This window comes from Cohnella faecalis (genome assembly GCF_003570905.1).
Lineage (GTDB): Bacteria > Bacillota > Bacilli > Paenibacillales > Paenibacillaceae > Cohnella > Cohnella faecalis.
In genome coordinates this window covers 1-19754 of sequence record NZ_QXJM01000042.1, presented here as the reverse complement: position 1 = coordinate 19754, position 19754 = coordinate 1, and the positions used below count along the sequence as shown (strand labels likewise).

Genomic DNA, 19754 nt, shown 5'->3' with positions numbered 1-19754 from the left:
TATGACACGCATTGTCGGTGTGGATGCCGGAGGCAGTAAAACCTATGCTGTGCTCGTCGACGAAAGAGGCAATCTTCTTGGAACCGGTCTGGCCGGACGGGGCAATCATCAATCCGCCGGCATCCATGCGGCGCTAAGCCAGATTAAGAAATCTATCGAGCTGGCCCTGCAAGAGGCAGCGCTATCTTGGGACGATATCGATTACTTTCAATACGGACTCGCAGGGGCGGACCGGGACAAAGATTACGACATTCTTCGCCCTGCGCTTGCTGCCCTGCCTTGCCGGAATTGGGGTTTGGTATGCGATACGATGGAAGGACTTCGTGTCGGCAGTTCGGATTACACGGGAGTCGTACTTGTGTGCGGTACAGGTACGAACGCCGCTGGCAGAAATCCGCAGGGCCAGTCCGTACAAACTGGAGGGTTCGGCTTCCTGTACGGGGACGGCGCTGGCGGCAGCGATATGGCCATTGCAACATTCCGGGCTGCCGTCCGTTCCTGGGAATTGCGCGAGAGTCCTTCCTTGTTAACCGATCTGGTGCCCCGACACCTTGGTTACGACACAATGGAGCAGTTATGGAACGATTACTTGGATAAAGACATCTACAGCGTTCCGGCACATTTAACCCTTGTGCTTCATGATGCCGCCGATCAAGGGGATGAGGCGGCGGGCTCCATACTGGCACAAACCGGAAGAGAGCTGGGCCTCGCGGCTATATCCGTTATTCGCCGATTAGGCGGATTCGAAGAGCTCGCAAAAATTCCGATTGTCCTTGTAGGCAGTATTCTGACGAAAGGACGGAGCCCGCACTTGCTGAAGGCGTTAAGCGACACGCTGGAACAGGAAAACCTGGCGTACGAGCTGGTCATTCCGGAAGCAGCGCCTGTGTATGGAGCCGTTATGATCGCTATGGATACGCTGGGCATAGAGATCGATGATGGGATGAAACAAAAATTCATACAATACGGAGGTCACGATAAATGAAGAACGAAAATCTGAAGGTTGCCGTAATTGGAGGAGGCTCATCCTATACGCCGGAGCTGGTCGAGGGCTTCATTCGACATCATCGCGAGCTTCCGGTTAAACGCTTGGTGCTTGTCGATGTCGAAGCCGGACGCGAAAAGCTGGAAATTGTCGGCGCGCTCGCCAAGCGGATGGTGGAAGAAGCCAATGTCCCTATCGACATTGAATTGACGTTGGACCGCCGTAAAGCTATTAAGGGGGCCGACTTCGTATCCACCCAGCTTCGCGTCGGGCTATTGAACGCCAGGGCGAAGGATGAACGAATTCCCGCCGAATATGGCCTGATCGGACAAGAGACAACCGGAGCCGGCGGCTTCGCCAAGGCGCTCAGGACAATTCCGGTTATTCTCGATATTTGCCGCGATATCCGGGAGCTGGCGCCCGAAGCTTTTCTTATCAACTTCACCAACCCGGCAGGCATCATTACAGAAGCTGTATTAAAGCACGGGGGCGTTCGCACCATTGGTTTGTGCAATCTGCCGATCGGCACCCGGATGCAAATTGCCAAACTATTCGACGTTGATGTATCTAAAGTGGATGTCGAGGTCGTCGGCATCAATCATCTGAATTGGGCTACTCGTGTAAGCGTAGAAGGCATCGATGTAACGGAAGCTCTTCTCAGCAAAGCGAGCGGGGCCGGCGGTCTGACGATGAAGAATATTCCGGACTTCGGCTGGGACACTGATTTTCTACGTTCAATGGGAGCATTGCCTTGCAGCTATCATCGCTACTACTATATGCCCGAACAGATGCTGGAGCATCAAAAGGAGCAGCTGCAGCAAGGCTTTACCCGGGCTGATCGGGTCAAACAAGTCGAGGCGGAGCTATTCGAGCTATACCGCGATCCCGATTTGAAGATCAAGCCAACCCAGCTGGAGCAACGCGGAGGCGCTTATTATTCGGAGGCTGCCGTAAACCTCATGACATCCATCTATAACGATCGCCAGGATATCCAGACTGTCAATGTTCGCAACAACGGCATTTTGCCTTGTCTGCCGAATGATGTCAGTGTGGAAGTGAACGCGGTCATCGGAGCCAACGGCGCACAGCCCGTACAGCCATCCAAAGAGCTTAGCCCGCAAATTCGCGGACTGCTGCAGGTTGTTAAAGCCTATGAGGAGCTGACCGTGCAGGCTGCCGTCCATGGCGATGAGTCCGCAGCGCTGCAGGCGCTGACGATTCATCCGCTAGTGGGATCGGCGGACAAAGCCAAACGCTTGCTTGCTGATATTCTGGCAGCTCATCGAGAGTATCTCCCTCAATTTAAGTAAGGGCCCTATATAGAAGCAATTTAAGCAATCTGTGAAGAGAATAGTTTGATTTGTCCCGCTGTGCATGGCCTCCAACCCGCCGAGCATTAACAGCGGGAGCTCGATTGAGAGAATGCGATAAAAACCGAAAATAGGTATTTCCAGCTACCGGAAGTTCGACAGAGGCGTCTGCCTTTCAGACTATTGTGAGGCTGCGCATTCCATGGTAATTTCTATCTGTTAGCGAAAATCCCCAAAGATGACGAATAGGGAGTGGATTCCTTGTCCAAACGCGTGCTTATTCTGACGGGTGACGGAGCAGAGGTGCTGGAGGTTTACTATCCTTTGTATCGGGTTAAAGAGGAAGGGTATGAAGCGGTTGTCGCATCGCCGAAGAAAAAAGTGCTGCACACGGTGTGCCACGATTTCGTAGAAGGCTGGGACACTTATACCGAGAAGCCCGCGCATCTGCTCGCGGCCGATGTCTCTTTTGCGGATGTGGAGCCTGCCGATTATGACGCGTTGATCATTCCGGGCGGAAGGGCTCCGGAATTTATTCGCAACGATCCCGAGCTTCCGCGAATCCTTAAGCATTTTCTCGATGCCGATAAGCCGGTCGGAGCGATCTGCCATGGGGCCCAGGTATTTCTCGCGCTTGGCGACCGTTCCTACTTTGAAGGCCGGACGCTAACCGCGTACAATGCCTGCAAGCTGGAAGTGGAATCGCTTGGAGCAACTTATGCGAGCGAGACGCTTCATGTGGACGGCCGCTTGGTGAGCGGACATGCCTGGCCCGACCTGCCGGGCTTTATGCGCGAGTTTTTGAATCTGCTTCGCCAGACCTCTAACAAGGAATTGTCCTCTTCGACCAAGTAACGTGCTTACTAGTGAATATAATAAGAAAGAAGCCGGCGATCGCTCGTCGGTTTTTTTTATTTTCTCGACGTTAGTTCCATGTCGGCGGTCATGTCCTCGATTGTGCCGACGTATAATGATGAACGCGATACTCTCGAATCTGCGAAACTTGTCGTAAATTCATAGAGATACTGGTAAAATAGGTTGGAAAAGGTGGTGATTTAGATGGATGGATGGGTAATCTGGTTCATCGCTGCCGGAGTATTGCTTGTGATTGAAATGTTTACGCTTACTTTTTATTTGCTTTGGTTGGGGATCGGAGCACTTGTGGCGGCGGTGGTCGGGCTTTTGTTCCCGGATTCACTGGTCATTCAAATTATCGCGGGAGCTGTTGCGTCGCTATTGCTTACGATCTACACGAAACCGTTGACGCGAAAATTCCGATCCGGCCGAGGGTATCGCGATGCGATCGACGAGTTGGTAGGCAAGGAAGGCATTATCGTTGATCCAGTTGTTATTGGAAGAACCGGAATCGTGAAGGTCGGCAACGAGACGTGGAGCGCGACGGCCGATGAACCGCTGCAGGCGGGCGAGACGGTGACGGTCATCCACAGAGGCACAACCGTGCTAGAAGTCCGAAAAAAGGGAGGATAAAGGAATATGGGTTTGTTCATCGCTCTTGTTATATTGGCCATCATCGTTGTAGCCATCGCATTATCGGTTAAGATCGTTCCGCAGCAGCGGGTAGGGGTTGTCGAGCGGCTCGGTAAATTTAATCGGCTGTTGACGCCGGGCATCAATATTCTTGTGCCTATCATCGACCATGTGCGCGTCAATCACGATTTGCGCATTCAGCAAGCGAACGTACCGCCTCAGACGGTTATTACGAAAGACAACGTACAGGTGCAGATCGACACGATTATTTTTTATCAGATCGTATCGCCGGAGCAAGCTACGTATGGCATTTCCGATTACGTATTCGGTGTGCGCAACATTACGACGGCGACACTGCGCCAAATTATAGGCAAGCTGGAGTTGGATGAAACGCTGTCCGGACGGGAAAAGATTTCGACGGAAATCCGTCATGCGCTCGACGAGGCGACAGAGAAGTGGGGCGTTCGGATCGAGCGCGTGGAAGTGCTGGACATCAAGCCGCCGGCGGATATCCAGGACTCGATGGATAAGCAGATGAAAGCGGAGCGGAGCAAGCGCGCTATCGTGCTGGAGGCGGAAGCGGCGAAGCAGGATATGATTTTGCGGGCCGAGGGCGACAAGCAGAGCAAGATTCTGAAAGCCGAGGGCGACAAGGAAGCGCGCATTCGCGAGGCGGAAGGTTTCAGGCAGGCGCAGGAGCTGGAAGCGCTCGGTCAGGCCAAAGCGATCCAAGCCGTCGCCGAGGCGGAAAAAGTCCGCATCGAGATGCTGAGAGCGGCGGGGCTGGACGAAAATGTGCTGGCATACAAGTCGTTCGAGGCGCTCGGCGAAATCGCCAAAGGGCCGGCGAACAAGGTGTTCATCCCGTCGAATGCGATTGAGACGCTCGGCGCTGTCGGGGCGATCGGCGAAATGTTTAAAGCAGTCAAAAAAACCGACGCATAGTTGGTGCGGCGGAGGCCGTTCCCCGGATAGCTTTGTTCCCCGGGGAGCGGCTTTTTTTGGTGCTGGTACCCCGTCCAACTGTTGAGCGCTCGCCCCCGCCAATCGCCGAAAGGATGGTACCTCGTCCCACTGTTGAGCGTTCGCCCCCGCCAATCGCCGAAAGGATGGTACCTCGTCCCACTGTTGCGCGTCTGCACCATGCCAATCGCCGAAAGAATGGTACCCCGTCCCACTATTGCGCGCCGATCCCAGCCAATCGCCGAAAGAATGGTACCTCGTCCCACTGTTGAGCGTTCGCCCCCGCCAATCGCCGAAAGGATGGTACCTCGTCCCACTGTTGAGCGTCTGCACCATGCCAATCGTCAAAAGAATGGTACCTCGTCCCACTGTTGCGCGTCTGCACCATGCCAATCGCCGAAAGAATGGTACCTCGTCCCACTGTTGAGCGTCTGCACCATGCCAATCGCCGAAAGAATGGTACTCCGTCACACTATTGCGCGCCGATCCCAGCCAATCGCCGAAAGAATGGTACCTCGTCCCACTGTTGAGCGTTCGCCCCCGCCAATCGCCGAAAGAATGGTACCTCGTCCCACTGTTGAGCGTCTGCACCATGCCAATCGTCAAAAGAATGGTACCTCGTCCCACTGTTGCGCGCCCGCCCCCGCCAATCGCCGAAAGAATGGTACCTCGTCCCACTGTTGAGCGTTCGCCCCCGCCAATCGCCGAAAGAATGGTACCTCGTCCCACTGTTGCGCGTCTGCACCATGCCAATCGCCGAAAGAATGGTACCCCGTTCCACTGTTGAGCGCTCGCCCCCGCCAATCGCCGAAAGAATGGTACCTCGTCCCACTGTTGAGCGTTCGCCCCCGCCAATCGCCGAAAGAATGGTACCTCGTCCCACTATTGCGCGCCGATCCCAGCCAATCGCCGAAAGAATGGTACCTCGTCCCACTGTTGAGCGTTCGCCCCCGCCAATCGCCGAAAGAATGGTACCTCGTCCCACTGTTGCGCGCCGATCCCAGCCAATCGCCGAAAGAATGGTACCCCGTCCCACTATTGCGCGCCGATCCCAGCCAATCGCCGAAAGAATGGTACCTCGTCCCACTGTTGAGCGTTCGTCCCCGCCAATCGCCGAAAGAATGGTACCCCGTTCCACTGTTGAGCGCTCGCCCCCGCCAATCGCCGAAAGGATGGTACCTCGTCCCACTGTTGAGCGTTCGCCCCCGCCAATCGCCGAAAGGATGGTACCTCGTCCCACTGTTGCGCGTCTGCACCATGCCAATCGCCGAAAGAATGGTACCCCGTTCCACTGTTGAGCGCTCGCCCCCGCCAATCTGTTACAATATCGACTACCAATACGAATCTTCGCCACGAATAATTTTGAAATTCCGCCATTCTTCCGGTAGAAGGCGCCGATAGTGAGGCAGCAAGTAGCGGTCGTCCGCCAGTATGAGCACGCCCCGATCGGTCTCGGATCGGATTAGCCGCCCCCCTGCTTGAAGCACCTTGTTCATGCCGGGATAAACGTAAGCATAGTCGAAGCCTTTGCCTGTCGTGGCATTGTAGTGATCGCGGATCAAATCGCGCTCCGGCCCGATCTGAGGAAGGCCGACTCCGACCACGACGACTCCCGTCAGCCGATCTCCGACCAGGTCGACGCCTTCGGAGAAGACGCCTCCCAGAACGGCGAATCCGGCGAACGCCGATTCGTTGTCCGCGTCGAAAGCGGCCAAAAATCGGTCGCGCTCCTCCTCCGGCATCGCCGCGCCTTGCAGCATCGTCCGTTGGTCCGGGCAGCTGTCGCAGAACGCCTCATAGATATCGTTCATATAGGCGTAGGAAGGAAAGAAAAACAAATAATTTCCCGGCCTCCGCTCCAGCAATTGTCCTAGCAGCGCGACGATTGGAGCGCGGCTGTCCGCCCGGTCGGCGTAACGAGTCGAGATCGGAAGCGCGGCGACCTCCCATTGAGCGGCTTCGAATGGAGAGGGAACGGAGACGGAGTAGTCGTTCTCACCCGCGCCAAGCACATCCATATAGAAGCGGAGAGGCGACAGAGTAGCGGAAAAAAAGATGCGTGTGCGAAATCCTTTCCCGGCTTGTCTGAGCAGTTCCGAAGGGTCCAGACACAGCAGCTTCAGACGAACCTCGTTGCCGACGGGCTCGACGAACGTAACGTAACGCTCGTCGTCATAGAGCTTGCCGATCCGGACGAAAGCCGACGCCGCAAAATAAGCTTCCAGAAGCAGATCGGAACCGGAGGCTGAGGCAACGTCTCTTGAGCCGTCCCCCCATCCTTGGAAGGATGCGCCCTCTTCGTCACCGACCCCACTCCTGTCATGCCCGCTGCCGTGCCCGGCCAACGTGTTCTCCGCGATTGCAGCGAATGCCTCCACCGCTTTCAGCAGCTCGTCCGGCTTCTCGGCCAGCGCGAAGCTTGCGCCTCCCTTTTGCTTGCGAAGCTGGATGAACAGACGATTAATTGTCTTAGCAGCCTCGCCAATATCCGCTCGAATGCCCTTGAATTCTCTTTCCAGCAGCATGAAGTCCCGCTTGTTCAGCTCCGCCGAATACATTTCGCGAGCGCGGTCGATCAGGTTGTGCGCCTCGTCGACAAGCAAGGCTGTCTTGGCCTTTCGTTCGGCGAACATTCTTTTGAGCGAAACTCGGGGGTCGAAAATATAATTGTAATCGCAAATGACCGCATCCGACGCATAGGCCGCATCGAGGGAAAATTCAAAAGGACAGACGCGGTGCTTCCGGGCATAGCTCTCGACGACGGTTCGGTCGATCGACGTTTCGCGCTTGAGCACGTCGAGAATGGCATCGTTAATGCGATCGTAGTAGCCGTTTGCGAACTCGCACGCTTCCGCCCGGCAATCGACTTGCTCCTGGAAGCATACTTTTTCCTTAGCCGTAATCGTCACGGAGTGGAGATGCAGCCCTTCGGCCTTCATACGGTTGAAAGCTTCCTCGGCCGCCGTTCGCGTAGTCGTTCGCGCGGTCAAATAATAAAGCTGCTGAAGCAAGCCGTTTCCCATCGCTTTGACGGCAGGAAAAACGGTAGACATCGTCTTCCCGATGCCGGTCGGCGCTCGGGCGAACAGCCCCGTTCCATTCTCGATCGACTTGTAGATAGCGCCTGCGAGCGTTCGCTGGCCTTTGCGATACTGTCGAAAAGGAAACGGAAGCGAGCGGATACTCTCGTCTCTACGCCGTTGATGCTCGAAAAGCATTTTGGCATACGGCGCGTAGCGATGCAGGACCTCCGATACGAAGTCCCCCAGCTCGTCGCAGGTAGCTTCTTGAACGAACCTTTTTTGCCGGTCCGTGTCGATCTGGACGTAGGTTAGCTGAATTCCGATCCGGTCCAGCGCGTGCTCTCGGGCGTACAAATAAGCATAACAACGGGCCTGCGCCCAATGTACGGGATAGCTTTCTTCGTCGATAAGCGCCAAATCTCGGACCGTCGATTTGATCTCGTCAATCGTAAACGTTCCGTCGTCCGACGCAAGAACGCCGTCGCATCTTCCGTCGATGACGAAGGCGATATTGTCGCATTCTATCTCGCCGCTGACGTAGACCTCGCTGCGATCCGCCTCTCCGTACCCTTTTTGCACGGCTTGGTGCGCTTTCGTTCCTTCCGTCAGCGAGGCTGCCGAGCGGAAGCCCGCGTCCAGACTGCCGCCTCGAAACGCATATTCGACCAGTGGTCTGACCGCAATGGTAACTTTGTCAAGCATGGCATCTCTTCTCCAGCCTTTGTTCGCATTTTGTTCGCATTATTCACTATTTTAGCATACTTGCCTATTTGAAAGGTTGAATTAATTATTATCGCATTCGGAAGCTCGGCTGGCTTATAATAGATGCGGGCTTGCTGAAAAGAGGGTATTCACGTTATCCGAAAACCGGGAAGGAAGCTGAACGATGCCGCTGTTTCAATGCGATTTTTTTTCCGATACGTTAAAAATGGCCACTTCGATGACCGTCATTTTGCCGCGCGATCCGTCGAAGTTCGCGAAGGAGCCGGACGGCTCGTCCTCCGGCAAATATCCGACGCTGTATTTGTTGCACGGCTTGTCGGACGACCATACGATCTGGCTTCGTCGCACGTCAATCGAGCGGTACGCCGACGAGTTTGGAATTGCCGTCGTTATGCCGAACGTTCATCGAGGCTTTTATACGAATATGAAAAACGGCTTCGACTACTGGACGTTTGTCAGCGAAGAAGTGCCGTCTTTTGCGCAAGCTAGCTTTCCGCTGTCCGCCAGACGGGAGCACAACTTCGCGGCGGGACTGTCCATGGGAGGCTATGGCGCTTTGAAAATGGCGCTGCGCCGTCCGGAAATGTTCGCAGCGGGAGCGGGATTTTCCGGCGCGTTGGACGTGGTCAGCGAAAGTCTGGATTTTCTGTTCGAGAAGAGAGAGTACGAGAGAATTTTCGGCAGCAAGGCGGAGACGCGGGGGTCCGATGACGATTTGTTCCGATTGGCGGAGAAGCTGGCCGCTTCGGATGGGCCCGTTCCTAAGCTGTATCAATGCTGCGGGACTGAGGATTTTCTTTATGAGGACAACTTGCGCTTTTTGAAGCACATCCGTGCTTTGGGGCTTGAGCTTTTGTACGAGGAAGGGCCGGGCGGCCATGAATGGGGTTATTGGGATGCGGCTATTCGCAGGACGCTGGAATGGCTGCCATTGCCGGAGAGGGTCGGAGCCGGCCCTGTTTAACCGAACCTGGCTTGACGTATTTTGCCAATCATGGTATCGTAACGGTACGAAAAACGAACGGAAGCGGAAGCACCGCAATCGTCGCGCTATGCGCGAGGTTGCGGTGCTTTTTTGCGTTCCGGGAGAGGGGGGAGATATGGCTGTGAACGTGGTGATAGCGATAGGGAATAGGGATTACGCGGCTAAGCTGTCCCGCTACCTTCGAGAGGCGGAGCCGGAATGGGAGACGGCTGCGGTTACGCAGCAGGCCGCTCTTCGGAGGGAGCTGGCGTCGTTCGGGCAAGTCGACTTGCTGGCAGCATCGCCTGAATTTTTGGCGGACGCGGGAGAGAGCAAGGGAAGCGCCGCTATCCGGTCGCGTGTCGCGCTGGTGGAGTACCAGGGTCAAGGCGGAGGAGCAAGGGAGCTTTCGTTGTATCAGCCCTTTCCGCAATTGGCGGCGGCGATTCGGTCTATTCTCTTAGACAATGAGATCGGCTGCAACAGGGAGGCAAGGGCGGGAACGCTGACGTTGGGCGTCTTTTCGGCATCCGGAGGAGTCGGCAAATCGACGATTGCTTTGAATGTCGTTCGACAAGCGGCCGAACGGGGCTGGCGGACGTTCTATTTGAATATGGAGACGCTCGATCCTTCCGGCACGCTGTTCGGGGCGGGCGAGCCCGATCGCTTATCTCGGTTGTTATATGCGATGCAGGCTTACCCTGAACGATTCGGAGAGGAATTGGGCCGGGCGATCAAGCACCAGCCTACGCTGCGGGCGGACTATATCGATGCTCCCGATCATCCCGGAGAGCGCATGGCGATGACCTCGGAGCAGTTGGAGAAGCTCATTCAAGGAATTCGCGATATCGGCCGCTACGATATTGTAGTAGTCGATTCGGACAGCGGCGCGACGGACAAGCACAAGAGGCTGCAGAATTGCTGCGACCGGGTGCTTTGGGTCGTTACCGACGAATGGACGAGCATGGTCAAGGCGGAGCAATTGCATCGATACTGGCAGGGCGAGGCGTCCGGAACGCCGATCGGAATTACGTACGTGCTGAACAAGAAAATCGGAGAGCTCATGAACGGCTGGAAATTGCCGGGAAGAGGTCCCGATGCCGTTCTGCCTTACATCCCGCAGTGGAAAGCGATTGACCAGCCGGGAAAGTGGTTCCTTTCGCCCGCTTTCAGCGGTGCGCTGGAAGCTGTGCTGGATCGACTTGGCTTGACGGAAGGAGGACCGCCGGGCGCCAGCGGAAGAAGCCGGGAGAAGGAGGGGAGCCATAGTCATGGAAGCCATGGGAGCGGGGGTGTCGTCCGGGGAATTGGCTGAACTCCGAGAGGCGGTCCGGGCAACAATGGAATGGGACGATCAAGTATCCGACGACGATCTGCGGACTTTGATCGAATCCGAGCTGTTCCGGCGGGAGAAGCATCGCCGATTGACCGCAGCGGAACGTCATTCCGCCGTCAGCCGGGTATTTCATTCGTTCCGCGGACTGGATGCGCTGCAGCCGCTCCTTAGCGACCCAAGCATCACGGAGATTATGATCAATGGACATCGGGACATCTATATCGAGCGGGAAGGTGAGGTCGTGCCTGTTCCAATCGAGTTCGAAAGCCGCGAGCGGCTGGAGGATTTGATCCAGTTCATGGTCGGAGGCGTCAATCGCATCGTGAATGAAGCGTCTCCGATCGTAGATGCAAGGCTTCCCGACGGATCGCGCGTTCATGTCGTGCTTCCTCCCGTCGCGTTGAACGGGCCAACCGTAACGATACGCCGATTCCCGCCGAAGCCGCTAGACATGAAGGAGCTGGTCGCTCGCGGTTCGGTCTCCGAAGAAGCTGCGAGACTGCTTCGTCGATTGGTGCGAGCGAAGTACAACCTGTTCATTAGCGGAGGGACAGGGTCCGGCAAGACGACTTTCCTTAATGCGCTGGCGGAGTGGATTCCAGAGGACGAGAGAATCGTTACGATCGAGGATTCGGCCGAGCTGCGGCTTCGCGGCATTCCGAATTGGGTTCCTTTGGAGACGCGCAATGCGAACAGCGAAGGGAAGGGGAGAATCGGTATTCGGGAGCTGATCCGCGCTTCATTGCGAATGAGACCGAATCGGATTATCGTCGGCGAAGTGCGGGGAGAAGAGGCGCTCGAAATGCTGCAGGCGATGAATACGGGGCACGACGGTTCATTGAGTACCGCTCATAGCAACGGAACGAAAGATATGGTATCCAGGCTCGAGGCGATGGTGCTCAGCGGAGCGGATCTGCCGGTATCGGTCGTCCGTAAGCAAATTTCCTCTGCGATCGATATTTTCATTCATCTTAGCCGATTTAGGGACCGTTCGCGGCGTGTGGCGGAGATTAGCGAGGTCATCGGCATCGGGCAGAACGGAGAGGTGGAGCTAGCGTCTCTCTTCCGGTTCGAGGAGGAGGGAGAGCGGATAGGCGAATCGGTCGGAAAGCTTGTTCAGGTCGGTCGGCTTAGGAACGAGAGCAAGCTGCGGTTTGCAGGAGAAGGGACGGATACGGCATGAGGACGAGCTCTCTATTAAAGCGCGAACGACAGGGCGGGTGAAAATCATAGGGGCGAGTAAACGATGACGGATTACCGGTCATACACGCTTAGTCGGCGTGAGCGAGCTTTTGGCGTTGCGCTGGGGTGCTTCGCTTGTTTTACAGCGATCTGGCTGCTTTATCAAAATTTCTGGATCGCAACGATCGGATCGTCCGCAGGGTTGTTTTACCCACGGCTCCTCAAGAAACGGCTATGCCGCAATAGGCAGGAGCGCCTTCGGCTTCATTTCAAGGAAGCTTTGCAAGGATTGTCCTCTCTTCTCGCCGCCGGCCGTTCGGTCGAGAGCGCTTTTGCCCTGCTGGAGCGGGATTTGGCTTATTTGCTTGGAGAGGGGACATCGGATTTATTGAAGGAGCTCCGGACGATTGCAAATCGGATGCATAACGGAGAGCCGCTGGAGCAGCCGTTGCGCGATCTGGCCGTTCGTTCCGGCGTGGAGGATATCGCCAATTTTGCGGAAGTGTTCGTCGTCTGCAAGCGTTCGGGCGGCGACATGGTCGAAGTGATCCGGCGAACGTCCCAATTGATCGGCGAAAAGCTGGAGGTCGAGCTTGAGATGACGGTGCTCATGGCGCAGAAACGGTTTGAATCAAAGTTTCTTATGGCGATGCCGTTCGCTTTTGTCGGGCTCCTTGGATTTTTCGCTCCGGAATATATGGCTGCGCTGCGGCAAGGGATGGGCTGGGTGTTATTAACGGGCGGGCTGGCGTTGCTCGGCTTCTGCTGCTGGTGGATAGCTCGAATAATGGCGATCCGGGTCTAAGCTGATCTAAAAAAGGTGACGGTATTGATGCTGATAACGATGGCTTCGGCGATTACGATAACGGTGTACGTCGTTCTACTCATTTTGGCTTTGATGGCTAGAAAAGAGAGAGAAACTGCTTTCCATGCTTTGACGGAGCCGATCGGTCAGCTTCTTCTTCGAACCGGATGGTTTGTTCGGTTGCAGCCGATCTTGCGTCGGCAAGAATCCGCTCTGCTGCTTTTGCGGGAAGGTAAAGCCGATCGCGACGCGCTCTTTCGCTGGACGGCGGAAAGCGTCGGCCAGGGCTACGCGGCATTAATGGCTTTTCTGCTTATCGGTTCGTTATCGGGCAATGCGGCGCTCGCTTGGATCGGGCTGATCGTAGGAGCGGGGCTCCCGCTTCTTCGGGCGAAGGAGCTTCAGAAGCGCGTTGAATCAAGACGGAGACGGATACTAATCGAGCTGCCGGAGCTGTTGAATCGTCTGCTATTGCTGGTTGGAGCCGGCGAGAACGTGATGAAAGCGCTGATCCGAAGCTCGGAGAGAGGAAGCGGGGCCGTTGCCCATCCGCTATACGATCAGTTGAATGCGGCTCTCGCCGCTATGAATCGGGGGGAATCGATGACCGTAGCCATGGAGGAATTCGGCCGCAGATGCGCCGTGCCGGAAGCAAAGCTGTTCGCGACCGTTCTTCTTATGAATGCCAGACGAGGAGGCGAGACGCTGGCGCCCGCGTTGCGGGAGCTCACGCGCGCATTATGGGAAAAGCGCAAGGTTGTCGCTTTGACGATGGGGGAGCAGGCTTCCTCTCGGCTTGCGTTTCCGCTTGCCGTCGTCTTTCTCGTAATTATGGCGCTGGCCGGTGCACCGGCGTTGCTACTGATGTAAAGCCAATCGGAGGGGATGGTTCATATGATCGATCATTTCATGACTGCTTGTTATTTGGGTGCAGTTCGAAAGCTGGAGTCGCTGGCGGAAGACGAAGAAGGGATCGGAACGTTGGAAATTGTGTTGATCGCAGCGGTTATTATCGCTATCGCTTTGCTGTTCAAAGACTGGATTCTGGACTTTCTCGAATCGCTCATGGACAAGGTCGAAGGAAAGTCCGATACCTTTTTCGGATGAGCAGCCTGTCGACAACGCGGCTATGGAAGAGCGAGTCGGGATCGTTCTCTATCGAATCGACGCTTGTGTTTCCCATCATATTAACGGTCATGCTGCTCGTGGTAGTCTTTGCCGCATGGACCGCCGATAGGGCGATCGTCTATTTTCGCGCATCGGCGGCTGCGGAAAGAATCGCGTTCAATTGGTCCAATTCATCCAAGGCGTTCGCTACCGGAGCATACCCGGACGGGCGATACGATGGCTTGTATCGTCGTTTGTTCGAGGATGCGGCCTTGGCCCGCTTGTTTGGAATAGCCGCAGGGAATGACGGAGAGACGACCGTCGCTTTTCCCGCGAATGTCCCGTCAGACGACGAAGATTTGTCGCGAAGAAAGCTCCGTGAGGGATCACGAGACCTTGGCATTGGAATGCGCGGGGAGCTCCGTTACCGCAACGATCTTCTTTGGGGCCTAATTGTCGCTGAAGCCGGGGGTCTTTCCTTGTACGCTCCGATCGCCAAGTTCAGGGGGAAAGATGCCGACGCAAGCTCGGCTGCGAGAGCGGTGTCCGTTGAACCGGCCGAATCCGTCCGGTCCTTCGATTTGATTCGCTATTATGCCGCTAAGATAAGAAGCTCCAAGGAAGGCGAACCCGCTTACCGAGGCAAAGCGGCTGCAATAGTTGGCCGATTGGGAGTCGTACAATGAACGGCCGGCGAACGTGTCATAATCGTCGGCAACGACGGGACTCCGGAACGGTGTCGGTCTATTTCATCATGGTGACGGCCGCATTCGTGGCATTCACTTCTCTTCTTATCGATTTCTCCAGGGTGGCGGCGTTCCGAAAGCAATCGGAGCTCGCGGCCAAAGCGGGAGTACGCTCGGTGCTGTCGTCCTTCGATCCTGACGTTTATTCGAAATATGGATTGTTCATCCGGGGAGGAGATCCGGCGGACGAGCTCTTTCGCGAGACGGTGGAGGGAAACGGCGAGATTGGCGACGGAGAAGGCTTGTTTCGCTATCTCGATGCGCAATGGAGCGGAATTGGCGTGACGGAAAGCCGACCGCTCGCAGAGCATGGCGTTTTTCGCCGTCAAACGATGGAAGAAATGAAATACAAAGCGCCTATTAATCTGACATTGGAGCTGCTGGCCCGTTTTCGCGGTATCGTTCCTGCCGTCAAGGATGCGGCAAGCACGGTCGACGTATTGGAGCGAATGCGCAATGCCTACGACAAGCGAGAGGCGGCGCTGGACGGCGTTCTACGCGAGCAGGAGTCGGCGGGAATAAGCTTGCCGCACGCTTTTGGAGGACTTATTCCGTACCCTCCGGTTGCCTTGTCGGGAGTTCGGACGGCAGGCAAAGCGGTCGATACGGCAGACGCAGCCCTCATGTACGGAGACTATGTGGAAAAAAAGCGGGAGGATACCGCCAGAGACGAGGCTCGGCGACTTAGCGAGGAAGACGGAAACGCTCCGGAGGAATCCGCAGGACCGATCCATTCTGCAGCTATATTGGCTTATGAAGCGAGTATGGCAAAGTTGACGGCTTCTTTAAATGCGGCTTCGACCGATTTCAAAGAGGAACTCGACAGGCGGCTGGATATGGCGAGCCTGAAGCTAGAGGAGGCCGAGAGCTACAATGCCGAGCTAAGCCGTCTTGCCGAGGAAGCCTCCTCTTTGAAGGGTGAGTATTCCGGAGAAGATTCCGGTTACGACGATCCGGAAGCCAAGCTTGGAGCGGATACGATCTCGCCATTGTCGGACATTCGCAAGTCCGTTACCGATCTGGTGTTGGACGGTTCGTTTTTCTCTGACTATCGCTCGGAGCTTGAAGAGCAGCGATCGTCAGGAATCGCGGTATCGGATAGCGTTTATCGGGTCGCCTCGGCTGTTGCGGCTTCAATCGGAACCGAAAACGATGGACAGGCATTGAAGGATGAGGCTGCCAATGTCCAAAATGACTATAACGGTTTTCATTTGGCCTATGGATCTGAAGGCTCCATACCCGACAAGAGAAAGAAGCTTCTGGACGGGCACAGAACCGGGGACAACGAGCGTCGGTTGCAGGAAGACAAGGCGAACGAGGCCCGGAAGAGCGCGGCGGGATGGTTAGGCGCTATTCAAAGTCTGCAAGGCTCCAAGGAGCAGCGGCTTGGGTTCGAGGAAGCGATCAAGCTCTACAAGGCGAATCTGGAATGGAACAAGACGGAGGAAGAGCATTTGGAGCGACATAGCCGGGACGATGCCTCCGGAGAGCGGGACGAGGCGTTGGAGGCAACCGAAGGCTGGCTGAATTTGCTCTTAAGCGGAGTGGCCGAGGCGAGGGATTCCATATTTTTCGGAGAGTACGTCTATGAACGATTTTCCCGATTCGAGCCTGCCGACCTGCGAGAAGCGCTGAGCGGAGGGAACGAGGGCGGTTCATCGCTTTCGCTCGAACGAATGGAAACCGAGTTCATCTTGTACGGTCTGACCGAGCCTGCAGCGAACGTCGCCGCGTCCTATGGAGAATTGTTTGCTTTTCGGCTTGCGATCCGGACGATGGAAGGGCTGATCGAATGCCGCGGATTTGGTCATCCGCTCGTCATTCTTGCGGCGGCGCTGGCATACGGCTTTTCGAATGCTCTGACGGATGTCGTGCGGCTGGTCGAAAAAGGAAGCGTGCCACTGTCCAAATATGCGAAGGCGGATACGGCCTATGGGGACTATGCGAGATTCTTCCTAATCGCCCACGGACAGCCCGCTAGCGCTGCGGCCAGGTGTATCGCCGTGATGGAACGGAAGCTCGGACTTGCGCTAACGAAAGCATATACCTACGTTAGCGGCGAAGGCACAGCATCTCTTAAGCTATGGTTTTTTCCCGGGCTGCTGAAGCTGTTCGGAAGATCGGATTCGTTGGGCGGGACGATAAGGGGAAATCGGTATGAAGTTACGTTCACGGCGGACAGCTCCTACCAGTAATACACGCGATCGAACGGAAGGTACCGTAACGTTGGAGGCCGCGCTCGTCGTGCCCATATTTTTGACGGTCGCTTTCGTTCTTGTGTTTTTGATCCAGACATCGATAACGGTGATGGCGCTGCATAGCGCATTGTCGCAGACTGCTCGTCAAGCGGCTTCGGCCTGGTATCCAATCTCGCTGGGAATGGACAAGGCTCGCGATAACCAGATCTATTCGCAAGCGGAGGAATGGAGAGGACGGCTCACCGATATTGGAGAAACGATAGGCGAATACGGCGATTATTTGCCCGAACCGCTTAAGGGCTGGGCGCGGGATGCTGCGGACGGTGCGCGTAACGCTGCGAATTATCCCGTCCGAGAAGCGACGGAGCGATGGGTTCGTTCGTCTGCCGACGACGGCATGATCGATAAAAATCGTATCCGGATTACGGAAGCGCAGGTGCCTGCCGAGGATTTTTCGGAGACGGCGTTCCTTACATTGTCGGCGGAGTATCGATTGCCGTTTCGAATTCCTTTCACAAATCGGCCGATTACGATTCGCGAAACGGTGAAGGAACGGGCTTGGATCGGAGGAAAGCCTTCAACGGCTCGACTGGTGGATGGCGAAGCGAGCATAGGGACGCTTTCTTTCGTGTCGCTCGAACCGAACCCCGTTCGGCCCGGCAAGAAAGCTACCTTGCTATTGAGAGGGAAGCCGGGGGAGATCGTCGATTTGAATGTATTATACAAAAGCGGTCCGAGCGAGGCCAAACATTTGGGAAGCGTAACGGTTGATTCCTCCGGTTTCGTCCAATGGACTTGGCATGTGTCGGGCAGGACGACGCCCGGCGAATGGGTTTGGGAGGCCGCGTCGGGAGACGGAAGCCGGCTTAAGCAGACTTTCCAGGTCAAAAAGCGGGGGGCGAATGAATGAAGGGCGAGGATGAGCAGGATGAATGAGATTGAATGGGGAGCTGCAGCTATGCTGCTTTTCGCAGCCGCATGGACGGATTTAACGACGATGCGAATTCCGAATGCGCTCAATGCGGGCTTTGCCGTTGCCGGGTTATTGTATCAAGGAATTGTCGACGGATCTGTAGGACTCGGATATGCCATTTTCGGCGCTCTTGCGGGGATGCTCCCCCTTGGACTTTTATTGCTACTAAAGGGCATGGGAGGGGGAGACGTAAAATGGTTCGGAGCTTTCGGAATTTGGGCGGGAGCGGGGATAACCTTGCAACTGGTCGTGTGGTCGATTCTGATTGCAGGTGTTATCGCCGTTGCCGTCGCGTTAATGAAAGCCCCGTTGATCAAGAGAATGGCGAGGAAAATACCGTGGCCATGGGGGGAGCATCCGACCGCCGTCGCGCGGGGAGTCAAATTTCGTTCATGCTGGCAGTTGTGCCGGCTTAGCGGTAGTTTGGACAGCCGGTAAAAGCTCCGGCAGATGAAGGAGGGACGAAATGCGGCAGTATCGGATCCGGTTCGAGCAAGGGCGAGGTCATTTTATGATAGTCAATAGGGAACGTCCTTGACGAGGGAGCATTTCGATGAATTTCATATTCGAATGATACAATCCTGCAAGGTTCCAGGGCTATTGGGGGATGGAAGCCGTACATTTGACGGGACTGTTTCATTGCGATATGCGCTGGCCGGTACTCGCATGCTGTCGCAAGCGCTTAGAGCGTCGAAATGGTCCATGACGGAGATGCTGGGCTGCGTTTGCCGACTAGCGGAGATTTTGGAGGATTCTCGCCACTACGCGCTTGATTTTTTGTTTTTTTGTCGGACGATTTTTTTCGTGGGCGACGATTGGCTGGATTTAAGGCTAGTCTATTTGCGGTGATTCACGGAGGGATATGGAACTCTGAACGAGAATATCGAGCGGCTTATCGTGCGATGGATAATGTTCGTGCCCCAAGTCGATGGAGCGACGATGCAAAGTTTGCTCTCCGCTCGCGGCGTCGGACGACTTCTCTCTAACCGCTAAGGGCTTTCGCGAGAAAACGTTGGCCGGATCAATCTCGTCAGCGAAAGAGAGGCAATCCGATTTTCAAGGCGTGGAAGAACGTAAGCCTGAACGGCGCAGCTTCCATTAATGGAACAATCGGTTTCCAATGCTCCGTTGCCGTCGGTGCCGCTTCGGAAATATCCGTCTTCCTTCCGTTCGCGAAAAGCGCGAGAGCTGGAGATGGTTTCAACCGAATTCAGATCCTCATTCGTTGTCCGGGTTATTGGGCGATGAGCCTCAAGAGATGCGAAATGGAGCTGCGGAAGCAGCGGCGGAAAAGCCTCACGGAGCGTTTAAACCGAGCGGGGCGCGGAGGGGAGAGCAGACCCGTATCAGGCAAAGGGAAGAAATCAAGCGGTTGCGGATTTGGATCGTTTGCGGCGCGTCTATCGTACGGCGGGGGATGGAAATGGATCTACGTCGGACAGTCGTCAGGTCCGGGAATGTGGCTGGCGTCAGGCTTAACGCTGCTTGCCGGAGCAGCCTCGCTATTGCTTGGAATGGATTCTCCAATCGCGGGGGTCGGAACAGCGTCGCTCTGGAGGCTGCTATTTTAGTAGATAAACCTTCGCTAGACGATGCCGTCGTTCCGGGAGGCGGTCGCAGCCGTCAATACCGAACTCCGAAAGCGGAGGGCGTCATTTCGTCAGCTTTCGATGGAAGAAAAGCCGCAAAATACCGTTTGGCTGCCCACGCAAGAAGCGGCTACGGAGCAACTGGGAGCGGAATTCGGAGGGCGAATCGCAAGTTTATTATCTCGAATGGAGTCCGAAGGAAGAGCGAGAATAGCTCTCAAGGCGAATCTCTAGTCATCGGAAAGTCTCGCGAAGCCGCCGGCATATAGACGAGTCAAAGGAGTATCCGCGTTCATCTGGAGCTTGTGCGGCGGCGAAGGATGGATGGCGAAAGATCTTGGATCGCGCAACGGGAGCACTCT

At 55.7% G+C, this 19754-nt stretch carries 18 protein-coding genes; 16 read left to right on the top strand and 2 right to left on the bottom strand.

The genetic code is table 11. From position 1 onward, the window contains the following. Position 1 precedes the first annotated feature (1 nt). The 5 genes from D3H35_RS25435 (at position 2) to D3H35_RS25415 (ending at position 4728) form a co-directional block, all read left to right on the top strand. Entirely contained in the window at positions 2-985 is a 984-nt protein-coding gene (locus D3H35_RS25435; RefSeq protein WP_119152044.1) for an N-acetylglucosamine kinase, read from the top strand. Then, positions 982-2295, top strand: a complete 1314-nt coding sequence (locus D3H35_RS25430) for a 6-phospho-beta-glucosidase (RefSeq protein WP_119151970.1) — start codon at positions 982-984, stop codon at positions 2293-2295. Before D3H35_RS25435 ends, D3H35_RS25430 begins: the two co-directional genes overlap by 4 nt. A 261-nt stretch (positions 2296-2556) precedes the next feature. Continuing rightward, positions 2557-3150, top strand: coding sequence for a DJ-1/PfpI family protein (locus D3H35_RS25425; protein ID WP_119152043.1), 594 nt, complete (start codon positions 2557-2559; stop codon positions 3148-3150). 204 nt (positions 3151-3354) lie between these two features. After that, positions 3355-3783 (top strand): NfeD family protein, encoded by a 429-nt coding sequence (locus D3H35_RS25420; RefSeq protein ID WP_119151969.1) that lies wholly within the window; start codon positions 3355-3357, stop codon positions 3781-3783. Between the two features lie 6 nt (positions 3784-3789). Beyond that, positions 3790-4728: an SPFH domain-containing protein gene (locus tag D3H35_RS25415; RefSeq protein WP_119151968.1), complete on the top strand. Its 939-nt coding sequence runs from the start codon at positions 3790-3792 to the stop codon at positions 4726-4728. Positions 4729-6077: 1349 nt separating this feature from the next. Here the strand turns inward: D3H35_RS25415 and D3H35_RS25405 are convergent. Next, positions 6078-8471 carry an ATP-dependent DNA helicase gene (locus tag D3H35_RS25405; RefSeq protein ID WP_119151966.1) on the bottom strand — a complete coding sequence of 798 codons (2394 nt, stop codon included), beginning with the start codon at positions 8469-8471 and terminating at the stop codon, positions 6078-6080. Positions 8472-8655: 184 nt separating this feature from the next. Between D3H35_RS25405 and D3H35_RS25400 the strand changes: the two genes are divergently transcribed. The 11 genes from D3H35_RS25400 (at position 8656) to D3H35_RS35060 (ending at position 18652) form a co-directional block, all read left to right on the top strand. Further along, positions 8656-9456, top strand: a complete 801-nt coding sequence (locus tag D3H35_RS25400) for an alpha/beta hydrolase (protein WP_119151965.1) — start codon at positions 8656-8658, stop codon at positions 9454-9456. Positions 9457-9592: 136 nt separating this feature from the next. Then, the gene (locus D3H35_RS25395) at positions 9593-10771 is read left to right on the top strand and encodes an AAA family ATPase (RefSeq protein WP_158594264.1); all 1179 of its coding nucleotides are present in this window, start codon (positions 9593-9595) and stop codon (positions 10769-10771) included. Continuing rightward, positions 10728-11975, top strand: a complete 1248-nt coding sequence (locus D3H35_RS25390; RefSeq protein ID WP_233568161.1) for a CpaF family protein — start codon at positions 10728-10730, stop codon at positions 11973-11975. The genes D3H35_RS25395 and D3H35_RS25390 overlap by 44 nt, the downstream gene beginning before the upstream one ends. Positions 11976-12038: 63 nt before the next feature. Continuing rightward, complete coding sequence (locus D3H35_RS25385) at positions 12039-12779, top strand: type II secretion system F family protein (protein WP_119151963.1); 741 nt, start codon at positions 12039-12041, stop codon at positions 12777-12779. Between the two features lie 27 nt (positions 12780-12806). Then, positions 12807-13649 carry a type II secretion system F family protein gene (locus D3H35_RS25380; RefSeq protein ID WP_119151962.1) on the top strand — a complete coding sequence of 281 codons (843 nt, stop codon included), beginning with the start codon at positions 12807-12809 and terminating at the stop codon, positions 13647-13649. Positions 13650-13673: 24 nt separating this feature from the next. After that, a complete protein-coding gene (locus tag D3H35_RS25375) occupies positions 13674-13886 on the top strand; it encodes a Flp1 family type IVb pilin (protein ID WP_233568160.1) in 213 nt (70 codons plus the stop codon). After that, complete coding sequence (locus D3H35_RS25370) at positions 13883-14572, top strand: hypothetical protein (protein ID WP_119151961.1); 690 nt, start codon at positions 13883-13885, stop codon at positions 14570-14572. The genes D3H35_RS25375 and D3H35_RS25370 overlap by 4 nt, the downstream gene beginning before the upstream one ends. Next, positions 14569-16827, top strand: coding sequence for a hypothetical protein (locus D3H35_RS25365; RefSeq protein WP_147355944.1), 2259 nt, complete (start codon positions 14569-14571; stop codon positions 16825-16827). The genes D3H35_RS25370 and D3H35_RS25365 overlap by 4 nt, the downstream gene beginning before the upstream one ends. Before the next feature lie 49 nt (positions 16828-16876). Beyond that, positions 16877-17740, top strand: a complete 864-nt coding sequence (locus D3H35_RS25360; RefSeq protein WP_147355943.1) for a hypothetical protein — start codon at positions 16877-16879, stop codon at positions 17738-17740. Between the two features lie 18 nt (positions 17741-17758). Then, complete coding sequence (locus D3H35_RS25355) at positions 17759-18241, top strand: prepilin peptidase (RefSeq protein WP_158594263.1); 483 nt, start codon at positions 17759-17761, stop codon at positions 18239-18241. Positions 18242-18337: 96 nt separating this feature from the next. Beyond that, positions 18338-18652 (top strand): DUF6382 domain-containing protein, encoded by a 315-nt coding sequence (locus D3H35_RS35060; protein WP_411675178.1) that lies wholly within the window; start codon positions 18338-18340, stop codon positions 18650-18652. A gap of 181 nt (positions 18653-18833) precedes the next feature. Here D3H35_RS35060 and D3H35_RS30950 read toward each other — a convergent pair whose 3' ends face one another. Then, a complete protein-coding gene (locus tag D3H35_RS30950; RefSeq protein WP_158594262.1) occupies positions 18834-19007 on the bottom strand; it encodes a hypothetical protein in 174 nt (57 codons plus the stop codon). Positions 19008-19754: the final 747 nt, after the last annotated feature.

Excerpts from the sequence above, each read along its gene's own strand:
- D3H35_RS25435 (WP_119152044.1), top strand. The coding sequence starts at position 2 with ATGACACGCATTGTCGGTGTGGATGCCGGAGGCAGTAAAACCTATGCT.
- D3H35_RS25430 (WP_119151970.1), top strand. The coding sequence starts at position 982 with ATGAAGAACGAAAATCTGAAGGTTGCCGTAATTGGAGGAGGCTCATCC.
- D3H35_RS25420 (WP_119151969.1), top strand. The coding sequence starts at position 3,355 with ATGGATGGATGGGTAATCTGGTTCATCGCTGCCGGAGTATTGCTTGTG.
- D3H35_RS25415 (WP_119151968.1), top strand. The coding sequence starts at position 3,790 with ATGGGTTTGTTCATCGCTCTTGTTATATTGGCCATCATCGTTGTAGCC.
- D3H35_RS25405 (WP_119151966.1), bottom strand. The coding sequence starts at position 8,471 with ATGCTTGACAAAGTTACCATTGCGGTCAGACCACTGGTCGAATATGCG.
- D3H35_RS25400 (WP_119151965.1), top strand. The coding sequence starts at position 8,656 with ATGCCGCTGTTTCAATGCGATTTTTTTTCCGATACGTTAAAAATGGCC.
- D3H35_RS25395 (WP_158594264.1), top strand. The coding sequence starts at position 9,593 with ATGGCTGTGAACGTGGTGATAGCGATAGGGAATAGGGATTACGCGGCT.
- D3H35_RS25390 (WP_233568161.1), top strand. The coding sequence starts at position 10,728 with ATGGAAGCCATGGGAGCGGGGGTGTCGTCCGGGGAATTGGCTGAACTC.
- D3H35_RS25385 (WP_119151963.1), top strand. The coding sequence starts at position 12,039 with ATGACGGATTACCGGTCATACACGCTTAGTCGGCGTGAGCGAGCTTTT.
- D3H35_RS25380 (WP_119151962.1), top strand. The coding sequence starts at position 12,807 with ATGCTGATAACGATGGCTTCGGCGATTACGATAACGGTGTACGTCGTT.
- D3H35_RS25375 (WP_233568160.1), top strand. The coding sequence starts at position 13,674 with ATGATCGATCATTTCATGACTGCTTGTTATTTGGGTGCAGTTCGAAAG.
- D3H35_RS25370 (WP_119151961.1), top strand. The coding sequence starts at position 13,883 with ATGAGCAGCCTGTCGACAACGCGGCTATGGAAGAGCGAGTCGGGATCG.
- D3H35_RS25365 (WP_147355944.1), top strand. The coding sequence starts at position 14,569 with ATGAACGGCCGGCGAACGTGTCATAATCGTCGGCAACGACGGGACTCC.
- D3H35_RS25355 (WP_158594263.1), top strand. The coding sequence starts at position 17,759 with ATGAATGAGATTGAATGGGGAGCTGCAGCTATGCTGCTTTTCGCAGCC.